The following is an 11859-nucleotide window of genomic DNA, read 5'->3' as shown; positions in this document are numbered from 1 at the left end:
AATATGAATAGTATCGAGGCCGCCGTCATAATTTTTATGCGTCAAAAAAAACGGAATATTCTGAATTTATCTTTAGTATTGCATGGTCCTGCGTATCTCCAACAAACCAGAGATATATCTCTGTATTATCTCCGAAGTCGTTATTGATGAAAGTTAGCGGAACATGTGATTTAGCGAAGATTGAATCTTTTGATAAAATAATTTTTTCTCTTTGATATAATTTAAATTGGTCATATGAATAATTAATACCACCTAATATTATCGCTATAATAAGTAAAGCCCCTAAAACTCTAACTATCCTTTTGGACATAAATTTTATGTCCTTATAAATATCTTCAGAAGTAGACTTTCTCATTATCATCCCCTAAAGCTATAACTAGCTGCATTTAACCTCATTCCAACTTCTCTAAATGCAATTTTCATAGCATACATCCGCTTCAATTCCTCTGCTAGTAACATTTTGAATTGATCGTTTGTTTGCGAATCGGCCATTATATGTGCGCAACAACTAAAATCCTCCAGCGCTCAATGCGTTGCGTTTAACTGCCGTTTGGCCTAACGCGGATGATAACGAACTGTTGACGCACAAAAAATGCCCGCAATTAAGCAAGCGGGCGAAAAGTTGTATGCAATGAAAAAATACTCAGCTTCACAGGCTAGGAAGCAGTTGAATGATATCAAAGTAGCGTAAAAGTGTTTGTAATGTGATTGTTCTGGAATGGTTTTTAGTTGTTACAAAAGGAGTGTCGGCAGAGTTCAGGCATAAAAAAGCCCGCCGGTCCTGGGTCGGTGGGCGAGCAAAATGATACAGTACGTAAGCGCTGGGTGATAACACCTACTTTTTAATCATAACCGCGGGTCTTAAAAGAGATAGCGCTTCATGTCACAGGATCAATATGCGCTGAACGATATGTGGACGGGGGCGTTTGATGATTGTCCGGGGATGTAAGGCGGTCTAATTTTGGGTGAGTTTTACCATTATTTTACAATCCAATTGCCATCCCCGAATTTCAGACATAAAAAAACCAACCTTAACAGGTTGGTTTTCTTGGGATGGATTGGTCGGCATGAGAGGAATAAATTTGCAATATTAACTTCTTGTATAATATATAAAACTTAAACTCATTATAATGAAAATATGCCTAAATGTATGCCTAAAAAAATGAACAAAAAATATGAGCTGACAGGATAACAGCGGCGATATTCTGGTAAAAGTTATCGATGTGCTACCTTTTTTGAATTTTCCCATAAGTTTCAAGACTCATAATATTAAGCGTCTAGAACGACATCCTGTGAGGTCAGTCCAATCTCAAGTTTTCCCATACAACTTGTTTGCATGGGAAAACTTGAGACGACAAGCGAAGCGCGTCAGCCTTGCCAGCGGATAATTGCCGGTGTAGGATTATTTTGTGCCTGTTGTCTGAGGACAACACCCCAGGTTGCCATGACCTCTAAGGCAACGCTCAGGGATAATCTGAGTGGTCACTCCCTAGCCCGCTTCGTCACCGGCAGTGCGGGTATCGCTTCGGCGGTGGTGGCTCGTTTATCCCTCTGCGCCAATCCGGTGCTGATATTCATCTCTCACTGATGCCTGGCTTTTGCCTGCGGTCATTTGTCTGATTGTATCCCCAATGCCATGCCCTTTCCCTGGCTGGCGTATGTAATCCCCGTTCCACCCTGGCGCATTCGTCGTGGCCGTGGCCTTTTCTGCCTCAACTGATGTTTCCATGAGGCAGCGGCGTCACTTTTCCCGTGCTTACGGGTGAAAGTGACGCCGCACCCGACCACCACGCCAGCGCTGGCATCATGCTGCCAGACTGAGCATCCCTGTCATCTGACGCACGCTTTTCTGCGTCAATTCTTCTCATCCATTCACCAAAGGAGGACTGAATCAATGCCTGAGGCAGGCTTTACCGCCTGAGGGGATTTCCTGCTGACGCAGGCGGTTGCACCGAGTGCATCACCGACACCCCGCTACACCTCAACCACTGCCACTCCGGCGCACAGGCATTGTTCAGCACGGCACGGGATAACCCCGTGTCGCGAACTAACGCGCGCCGGAGACAGGGGAAACCATGATGACACAATTAAGCCGAGAGATGCAGAAGCTGGCCCGTCAGGCCGCAGGCAGCCACAAGACGGTCCATGACCGTCTGTGCATGGCGGAGAGACTTGCTAAGCATCTGCTTGCCCTCAACATTCAGGTGAAATCGGTCAGTCACCTGAAAGCGAAACATATCGAATCCTATATCGCTGACCGTCAGGCGCAGGGCATCAGTCTGCGCTCCCTGCACAATGAGATGGCCGCGGTTCGGATGATGCTGCGCGAAGCAGGCCGGGACAAACTGGCCGACACTGACCGGCTCAGTAATTGGGCTTTGGGGCTGCGGGGAGCCAGCCGGGCCGGCACCCGTACCGCCATCAGCCAGGCGTGTTATCAGGCCGCCCTCGATAACTTTACGCAAAAAGATGCCGGACTGGCCGCCACGCTACAGCTGGCCCGGCTGATGGGACTGCGTTCGCAGGAAGCCGTGCAGTGTTCACAATCGCTGCAAACCTGGGCCACAGAGCTGGCGCGTGGTGATGAACGTCTGGCAGTGATCTTCGGTACCAAGGGCGGACGTCCGCGCCAGACCCTGGTACTGGACCGTGATGCGATGACACACGCCGTCAATCGGGCGCTGGATATTGCCGCCACGCGTCATGGACGATTAATCCCCAAACCCGATCTGAAAACCGCCATGAACTACTGGCGCTCACAGACTACCCGCGCCGGGCTGACCGGGGAATATTCCCCCCACAGCCTGCGTTATGCCTGGGCGCAGGACGCGCTTCGCCATTATAGGGCGAAAGGATTCAGTCTGCGGGAAGCCTGTGCCTTGACGTCCACCGACCTCGGTCATGGCGACGGGCGCGGGCGTTATATTCGCCGGGTGTATGCCCAGGGAGTGAGCCTGTGACGAGCACCTTTGTTTCAGACATCACCCGTCAGGCCCGGCACCGCTGGCCCGCCATTCTGTCCTTGCTGTCGATACCGGTGCCGGCACATCACCGGCACGGTCCCTGTCCGGTCTGTGGTGGTCAGGACCGCTTTCGTATGGATGACCGGGAAGGGCGTGGCACCTGGTACTGCAATCGATGCGGGGCCGGCGACGGACTGGACCTAGTGGTCCGCGTCCACCGTTGTTCGCTTGCAGAGGCGGCCAGAAGAGTGGCCTCTCTGGAGAGCGCAACGTCAACCCCGCCAGCCAGGGAAAAAGCCCGGCCGACCGTCAATATCGCCGCTCGGGTCAATGCCTTGCTGGCCCGCTGTGTTACGGGGGAGTCCCCTTACCTGAAAGCGAAGGGCTATGACCTGGCCGTACCGGTGTTGTCGGCGGGACAGACCATCACCGTGGCCAGAGACATCTTTCCCCCTGGCTCGCTGGTCTTGGCATTGCAGGATATCATCGGACAACTGACCGGCGTCCAGTTGGTCAGCCCGGCGGGGACCAAACATCTGCTCCCGGGCTCGCACCTGAAAGGCGCTTTTGTGGCGCTGCCGCCGGATGCCACTGTCTGCCCTCAAGCCGGCTCTACCACTCCAGCCACTGAAGACATCGCCATTACCGAAGGTTACGCCACCGCGCTGGCGGTCCGGGCTATGACCGGGATGCGTGTCTGTGCCGCCCTGTCAGCCAATAACCTGCTGAATGTGGCCGGTACCCTGCGCGAGGCCTATCCGCAGGCACGCCTTATTCTGGCCGCCGATAACGACCGAACTCATCCAGACAACCCCGGAAAACTGCAGGCAGTACGCGCCGCCTGCACCGTAAACGGAGTGGTCGTGCTGCCGCTCGGTGAGGCAACCGACCACGATGATGCCCTGCGCCTGTACGGCCCCGAACAGGCCCACCGCGATTTTTACCGCCAGCTTTTCATTTCACATTCTGATTTTTACCAGGAGAGCGCCACCATGAAACCCGGTATCACGCCCGTTGACCGTCATTCCCCTGAACTCACCACCTCCCTGCCGCTGCGCCGGGGCTCGGAGGGATATGATACCCCGCAGAACTATCTGATTAAGGGTCATATCCCTGGCAACTCGCTCAGCAGCATCTACGGGCCGGGCGGCTCGTTTAAGTCTTTCCTGGCGGTCTCCTGGGCCTGCCATATTGCCACCGGCAAGCCCTGGGCGCAGCAGCGGGTGAATCAGGGCGCGGTAATTTACGTAGCCGGTGAAGGCGGTATCGGCGTCCCGCGCCGTATCCGGGCCTGGGAGCAGACGCTCAACGGCAATAGCCCGGTGGACAGCCTGTTCCGCGTAGACTGTGCCGTATTCCCCGCCAGCCCGGAAAGTGTGCGTCAGGTCATTCAGGCGGCGGCGGACGTGAACCGGCTGACCGCCCTGCCGGTGCGGCTGATTATCCTTGATACCCTGGCCCGTTGCTTTGGCGGCTCGGACGAAAACGCCGCACGCGACATGGGCGCTTTCATTCAGGGCTGTGACGCCATTCGCACCGCCACGCAGGCCTCGGTGCTGATTGTCCATCACTCCGGCAAGGACCAGGACCGGGGCGCACGGGGCTCCAGCGCATTCCAGGCGGCGCTGGACGCGGAGTTTAACGTCCGGCGTGAAGGCGAAGGGCATTCCTTGGTATTGAGCTGCACTAAGATGAAGGACGCAGAGCCGCCTGAACCGGCGGCGTATGACCTGAGCCCGGTCACGGTGTATGTCGATGAGGACGGTGAACCGGTGGATTCCCTGGTGTTGCATGACCAGTCCAGGGCGGCACAGGACCCGACCGTGGTTTACCCGGAGTTGGCAGGAGTGTCGCATCTGACGGGCAATCATATCGCGGTCTGGCAGGCACTCCTCGATCTCGGTGACTGCACCCGCACGCAGCTTCGTCAGGCACTGCGCCCCAAGGGTATCAACGCCGATAAGAAGTTTTCCCGCTGGCTGCTCAAGCTGGAAAAAGAAGGGTTGATTACGCTTCATGGCGAAAATATTTGTCTGACAATAACCACAACGCGATAGGGCTGTTTCAAGGAACAGCCTAGGTTACCCGTGAGGCTTGCAACTAACAACCAACAGTGGGGCCCGGTGATAGAACATGCCCTGGCTGAGCTGGTTGCGCTGTCGGTCGTCAGCGCAACCAACTTGGTCCATATCAAGGAACTGTTGCCGAACTATATGGATCTGATGGACAAACGCATCAACGATGACGCCATTATTACCAGCCTCATGATCGGATTTGCCGAGTTGGATTCCATGTTGGGCGGAAACAATCGCCAGGAACGGGCGTTACTTGTCGGACGCTTGGGCATGGATAAAATTGAATTTTGATTCACTATTGTGGAAGGGTTACTCGATACGGCGAAGGGAAGTTGATCTCCAGCATGGGAATGGCCGCGATACAGATTGTCGAGCGCTCCATTGCTGGTGCCGGCAATCTGGCGGTTGCCAAAAATGCGCGATCTAAAGATATTATGTGATGAGGGCTGGGGACGTATCAGTTTCGCGTGGGGCATTCGAAGGTGACATTTGGATGTGTCGATGCCACTGTACTGACCTTAGACCAGATCCACACCATTGCTGAAACGCACACATAGATAATGAGATTTTCGGTCTATGCTTTAGTTTCGAGACATACGATATAGAAAATTCTATAACATAGTGCGATACTTACCATAATGACATTTAGAGAAAATTTACAGACTATGGCAACCGCAGAGCAGATCAAAGCACTCATTAAACTTTTCTCAGAGGGAGACGCTCCTAGGTTTTATGCAACCGCTTTGCAGATAGCAGCAAAAGAAGAAAAAATTGGGCATTCACGGTTGGCTGAAGAAATAAGAGGCATTGTTTATAAGGTCCAAAATACAAACGAACGTGAGTACATAAAACCTGCATTTAAAAATGATAACGCTGACCGTTCAAACTATAAGAATGGAGAAGCAAATTCTGCTTTACTGCAAAAAACATATTCTAAGATAAAACTGAATACAATGATCTTGAGTGATAGCAGTTTATCAGAGCTTCAGCGAGTAATTTTAGAGTATAGGCAGAAGGATATTCTTGCAAGATTTGGGTTGTTTCCACGGCGTAAAATTTTATTGTCAGGGCCTCCTGGTACAGGCAAAACACTTACAGCTAAGGTTCTTGCTACTGAGTTAAATCTTAGCTTATACACTATTCAATTTGATGCTTTAATAACACGATTCTTGGGTGAAACAGCTTCAAAATTGAGACAGATATTTGATGCTATCTCTAAAGAAAAAGCAGTTTATTTGTTCGATGAGTTTGATGCTATCGGTGCACATCGAAATAGCGATAATGATGTGGGAGAGATACGCCGCGTTCTAAATTCATTTCTTACATTCCTTGAAGAAGATTTCTCTGAAAGCTTAATAATATGCGCAACTAACAATCAGAATATGCTTGACTCCGCGTTATTCAGACGATTCGATGGAATTATAAAATATAATAATCCTTCCGCCGAGCAAGCCAAGGAAGCCATCATGAATAGATTGTCATTGTTTAATGCAAAAAATTTAGCTTGGGATGATATTTGCAAAGTAGCTGATGGTTCAAGCTATGCTGATATCGCAAAAGCTTGTGATGATGTCGCCAAGGACTCTATTCTTTTGAAAACCGAAATTAATAATGAATCGATTATCAAAGCAATAGAAAATAGAAAATTTTGATAAAAGGTTGGTTATATGGATTATCGACATTTATTGATAGAAGGTTATGCTTTATCAGAAGAATATAAGGCTAATGGATTTGGAAGCTTTTTAAAATTCAAACGCACAACAGAAGAAAGACAGTATCACGGCCAAACATTATTACAAACCTTAATAAGCTATCCATTAAGTGTTACTCTAGACTTCGGTGAAGAATCGGAAAAAGGAATATTTTTAACTTTTGAAAGCATGCCTGGTTACGAAATAAATATTGACTCACTGGACAATAAAAGTATCAGGTTGTGCAATGTTAATTTTGTGAATAATGTGCAAATGGTCACAGTATTTATTCCTGAAAATAAAAGATTATATCTGCAAAATAAAATAACAACTTATGCTGAACAACTTAAGAAAGTTTCTAATAATAATCTTTTTGATAATGTTCACACAATTCGTATTGCAGATATACAGTCTTTTTTTACATCACATCAGAGTCTTTATCCTGATGAAAATGCTGTCTTGTGGTGGGAAGTTTGGTTGACAGTTCGAAGCTTCGATAGGACTGAAGTTGATAATTTTCTTAATTATTGCCGAAATAATAATATTTCTGTTGGGAAAAGTAAAATATTATTTGGCATGGTTTCAGTGGTGGTGGTGAAAGCATCAATTAATGAATTAAAAAAATCTTTGGTGCTTATCTCTTGTTTACAAGAGTTAAGGCTGGTCGTTGATACCCCTCATTTTATCTTAACCCAAAATCCTCATGACCAGGCAGACTGGGTTCGTTCAATTCTGAGTAGGGTTATTATAGGAGATAATAATGATGTCTCAGCTGTGATTTTGGATGGGGGTGTAAACTACAATCATCCATTGATAAGCATTGCTACAAATCCTCGCCTTAATTATTCTTGGGATTCTGCTTGGCCTGATTTTGATATTGAAAATGATCATGGTACGCGCCAAGCTGGCTTGATTTTATACGGAGATCTTGCAGATGTAATTGTGTCCGAGGACTCTATAAATATTCCCTATTTGCTTGAAACTTGCAGAATTTTACCCCCGAATAATGATTCAGATAAAGAGCTTTATGGTGCATTGATGTATTTTTCTGTAAGTAAATCTCGAGAAAATATTGATAATAACAAAATATTTTCTTTAGCTGTTACAACAGATAACGATGGATTGTCTGGACAGCCAACATCTTGGTCCGCTGAGATAGATCAGATAAACTTTTCGGGAATAGGAAATAATATATTTATTATTAGCGCGGGAAATATTAGAGACTTGAGTTTGCTAAATAGATATCCCGCTGTCAACAGAGAATTTGCTATTGAAGATCCTGCGCAATCTTGGAATGCACTTACAGTAGGTGCTTACACGCAAAAAGTATCAATTAGTGAAGCTTCGTTCCGTGATTGGACTCCACAAGCAGCTTCTGGTGGTTTATGCCCAACATCTCGTACTTCAATAAACTGGGATTGGAAAAAAGAAGGACCGTTCAAACCAGATATAGTCGAGGAAGGTGGAAATATACTTATATCACCTGATTCCGTATCTTATACAAATGCCGATTGTGTCTCATTAGCTACTACCTCCGGTCTCACAGCTGGGGGGGCTTTATTTACAGATCATCGTGAAACAAGTGCAGCCACTGCTTTAACAACAAGGTTAGCGGCAAATTTATGGTCTACATACCCAGGTTTTTGGCCGGAAACTATAAGGGGTCTAATCGTTCACTCTGCTGCCTGGACACCTGAGATGCTACACATGGTCGAGGTTGATTCTGCACAAGGGCTCAAGCCTAAGGATTGTAAAGAAAATTTGTTAAGGGCTTTTGGTCACGGTGTACCCAATTATAATAGGACTATAAATAGCAGTAATTCTTATCTGACAATGATTTGTCAAGAAACACTCAAGCCATATAAGATCGTTAATGGCGAAGTTAAAATGAATGAAATGAATCTTATTAAACTTCCTTGGCCTGCTGAGGAATTAATCATTCTAGGCGCTTCCGAGGTTAAGTTAAGAGTTACTCTATCTTATTTCATTGAGCCAAATCCTGGAAGAAAATCGTACAAAAGTAGATTCAGATATCAGTCACACGGTCTTAGGTTTAAAATGATCAATAGTACTGAAAATATTAATTCGTTTATAACAAGAATTAATCAAGAAGACGATGATTATGAAGCTGCTGATAATACCGGATGGTTTCTTGGTGATGCATTAAGAAGAAGAGGATCTCTCCATCAAGATACATGGAAAGGGATAGCATCTGACTTATCAACAAGAAATATTCTAGCAGTTTATCCTGTTTCAGGTTGGTGGAAAAATAGATCGTTCAAAGACAATAGAGCATTGCAAAGTGTCAGATACTCACTTATAGTTTCTTTGGACGTTGGTGATACAGATCTGGATATTTACGCGTCAGTTAGTAATACGATTGCTATCGATAATGAAGCGAAAATTAATAATGCTGTAGAAATTGTTAATGAAATTAATATATAATAGTTTGCTGTTATGTTAATAGTTAAAATCACCAACTTATCATATGTTCTGTTGGTGATTTTAATGATGACCAGTTGTTTTTTATTGAACTTAAAAAAGGAATCTCTGGTCTATCGAAAATAATTGTAATTTAACCATTTTTACGTTTGTTAACGTCAATTCTCTTCTATTAATTCAAAATCGTCCCTAACGACTGTATTGAAGTTATTTACACTCCGTACTACCAGACCAAGGAATGCAAATATGTTAATCTGAGGGTGTCACGTCGAGAATTATTTATCCTGGTTGGATGGCATACTAGCAGAACTCTGACGAGTGCTTAGATCGGTGGGCAGCATGTTTATGTTTTGTGGCTCGTATTTGTTGTTCAACACCGAGCTGTTAATTCACCAGTGGTTGGAGTTATGCAACTATACCATCGGGCCAAACCCAGTAGCAAAGGTAAGGGCTGTCGTAAAGAAAAATTGCAATCGTTCTTTCTCGTTATCGAACGGATCATTTTTGCCGGTCAATACGGCGCCGAAGGTATTGCTAAAGGGCTAGTAGGCTATGAGGTGAAATGTCAGGCGCTAAAAGCCAGGAGTCTAAACCGCTAAGACTATTTTCGTAATGCGCTCGCGCCGCCTTAAATATTTTTGCTGCTAAAATCAACATAGCTACAGGTACGCAGATATCTTCACGTTGATTCTCCGAAAGCTAATGGCAATTGCCAAAGCTAGAACAACATGCCGCGATGCAGCAATTGTTTAACGAAATGCGCGGGTTGCTTAATGCCGCTAAACAATTGGATGCGCGGCATACCCGTTTGTCTGATGAATATCAGGTATTAAATAAAACCTTTAGCAGTATGACTACTGAGTATAAATCGCTGCGCCAACGAAACCACCAGTTGCGTCGATCATTTGCCGTGACGAAATGCGTGTTTCATACCTATATTTAAGACTTCCCGTTGGCCAGGTGATAAGGTAGCCGTCTTTTTTATCGGATCTACTGTAACGATTAAAGTAATGATGGTACTCGGTTGTAAGGTTAAGGTAGTCCTAACCGATGAAACGTGTGCCCTGATCAACTTCGGATAAAGCGGCGGAGTAAGTGGCACCCAAGTGAAACCCTATGGGTAGAGCCGCTTCGCAATCACGATTTCTCCCCACTTTCCGGCTATATATAGACATAAAGTGGGGTACCAACCCGAAAGCCGCATTCTGCCTGGGTTGAGCCTGTATCACCGGAAAACAGGTGGGGGATAATCTGGACGCTATAAAAGTGGGGAGAAAAATGGGGAGCAGGGCAAGAGCAAGGGGCCTGTCCCTACCTATTATCACGCACCCAGAGCCACCGCGATGCTGAGGTTGCCGATGGCGGCCTGCTCGACATAATTTCCCCACCAGTCCATCATTTCCCGGCGCTGCTGTAAATACTGCGCCCGGTTATAAGCCCGGCGCACTTCATTGGTATCAATATGTGCCAGCGCGGCTTCGATAACGTCCGGGGGAAACCCCTGCTCATTGAGCGCGGTTGACGCCATAGCTCGCATACCATGGGCAACCAGCACATCCTTGAACCCCATGCGCTTGAGCGCCATGTTAGCCGTCTGGCTGCTCATCGGCTCCAGCGGATGCCGGTTACTGGGGAAGACATATTCCCGGTGCTGGCTGATAGGCCGCATTACCTCAAGCAAGCGGAGCGCCTGCGGCGAAAGCGGGATAATATGCTCGCGCTTCATCTTCATCCGTCCTGCCGGGATATGCCATTCCCTGGCAGTGACATCGATATCGGTCCAACTTGCACTGGACGCTTCCGCTGGCCGGGTCATGGTCAGCAGTTGCCATTCAATCACGCAGCGGGTTTGACGGTGAATACTGGCCACAGACAAGGAGCGCATCAGGTCCGGCATTTGTTCAGGACGCAGGGCAGGGCGGTGCCGGACTTTGGGCTTTTCAAACACCCGGCCAATACGGGCCGCCGGATTGGTGGTGACCAGTCCGGCATTTAGCGCATAGTCCATGACTTCATTGATGCGCTGCGTAAGCCGTTTGACGGTTTCCAATTTACCGGCGGCGCGTGTAGGCTCCAATGCGCCAATAAACTGCTGGGCGGTGATACTGGCGATGCCTAGGGAACCAATATGAGGGAACACATATTTGTTCAGGGAGCGCCAGATATCATTCAGGGTATGCTCTGCCAATCCGGCGGATTGCTTGGTTTTATACCATTGTGCGGTGACTATCTCGAAGGTACTTTCACGGGCCTGTTTCTTGCGTAGCTGTTCGCTGCGTTGATGCTCCTGCGGATCGATATCCTTGCTAAGGAGAGTTCGCGCTTGTTCGCGTAGCTGACGGGCATCAGCCAGCGAGACAGCTGGATACGCGCCCAGGCTCATCATCGCCCGTTTGCGGGTATGGGGCCGGTAATAACGTAAACGCCAGAGTTTGGATCCGGTTGGCGTCACCTGAAGCTCCAGGCCGTCGCCATCATAGAGCACAAGCGGACGGGTGGTTGCCCTGGCGTTTTTGACCTCGGTATTGTTCAGCGGTTTGGTTTGACGAGCCATATGCCATTCCCCCACACAAAATGACTTGCGGCTTAGGCATAGCGAATCATCCATCCGGCCATGCCTATGCCCAAAGGTATGCCTAAAAGCTGTGGATTTCACTGTATCAAGAGGGAATGTATTGGACAATAAAA

8 protein-coding genes and 1 pseudogene are annotated in these 11859 nt (G+C 47.6%); 7 read left to right on the top strand and 2 right to left on the bottom strand.

Annotated features, from left to right (window positions below; translation table 11 throughout):
- Positions 1-34: 34 nt before the first annotated feature.
- Positions 35-355, bottom strand: coding sequence for a hypothetical protein (locus HB631_RS03290; protein WP_213989742.1), 321 nt, complete (start codon positions 353-355; stop codon positions 35-37).
- A 1089-nt stretch (positions 356-1444) separates the two neighbouring features.
- On the opposite strand from HB631_RS03290, the gene HB631_RS03285 reads away from it, so the two are divergent.
- The 7 genes and pseudogenes from HB631_RS03285 to HB631_RS03260 all read left to right on the top strand — a co-directional run bounded on the left by HB631_RS03285 (position 1445) and on the right by HB631_RS03260 (position 9174).
- Entirely contained in the window at positions 1445-1588 is a 144-nt protein-coding gene (locus HB631_RS03285) for a hypothetical protein (RefSeq protein ID WP_213989741.1), read from the top strand.
- A 490-nt stretch (positions 1589-2078) separates the two neighbouring features.
- On the top strand, positions 2079-2960 hold the full coding sequence (locus HB631_RS03280; protein WP_213990125.1) for an integrase domain-containing protein: 882 nt from the start codon (positions 2079-2081) through the stop codon (positions 2958-2960).
- Positions 2957-3871 (top strand): annotated as a pseudogene (locus tag HB631_RS27275) (primase-helicase zinc-binding domain-containing protein); the annotation flags it as partial. The gene HB631_RS03280 and the pseudogene HB631_RS27275, both read left to right, overlap by 4 nt.
- Before the next feature lie 84 nt (positions 3872-3955).
- Positions 3956-5020, top strand: a complete 1065-nt coding sequence (locus tag HB631_RS27270; RefSeq protein WP_345945690.1) for a helicase RepA family protein — start codon at positions 3956-3958, stop codon at positions 5018-5020.
- 30 nt (positions 5021-5050) lie between these two features.
- Positions 5051-5329: a hypothetical protein gene (locus HB631_RS03270; RefSeq protein ID WP_213989739.1), complete on the top strand. Its 279-nt coding sequence runs from the start codon at positions 5051-5053 to the stop codon at positions 5327-5329.
- 374 nt (positions 5330-5703) lie between these two features.
- Positions 5704-6690, top strand: coding sequence for an ATP-binding protein (locus HB631_RS03265; protein ID WP_213989738.1), 987 nt, complete (start codon positions 5704-5706; stop codon positions 6688-6690).
- A 15-nt stretch (positions 6691-6705) separates the two neighbouring features.
- Positions 6706-9174 carry a S8 family peptidase gene (locus HB631_RS03260; RefSeq protein ID WP_213989737.1) on the top strand — a complete coding sequence of 823 codons (2469 nt, stop codon included), beginning with the start codon at positions 6706-6708 and terminating at the stop codon, positions 9172-9174.
- 1318 nt (positions 9175-10492) lie between these two features.
- Here the strand turns inward: HB631_RS03260 and HB631_RS03255 are convergent.
- Positions 10493-11725, bottom strand: coding sequence for an integrase domain-containing protein (locus HB631_RS03255; RefSeq protein ID WP_213989736.1), 1233 nt, complete (start codon positions 11723-11725; stop codon positions 10493-10495).
- Positions 11726-11859 lie beyond the last annotated feature (134 nt).

The organism is Sodalis sp. dw_96 (assembly GCF_018449575.1).
In the GTDB taxonomy this organism is placed as follows: domain Bacteria; phylum Pseudomonadota; class Gammaproteobacteria; order Enterobacterales; family Enterobacteriaceae; genus Acerihabitans.
Note: the sequence above shows the minus strand (reverse complement) of the source record. Positions and strands in the feature narration are given on the sequence as shown.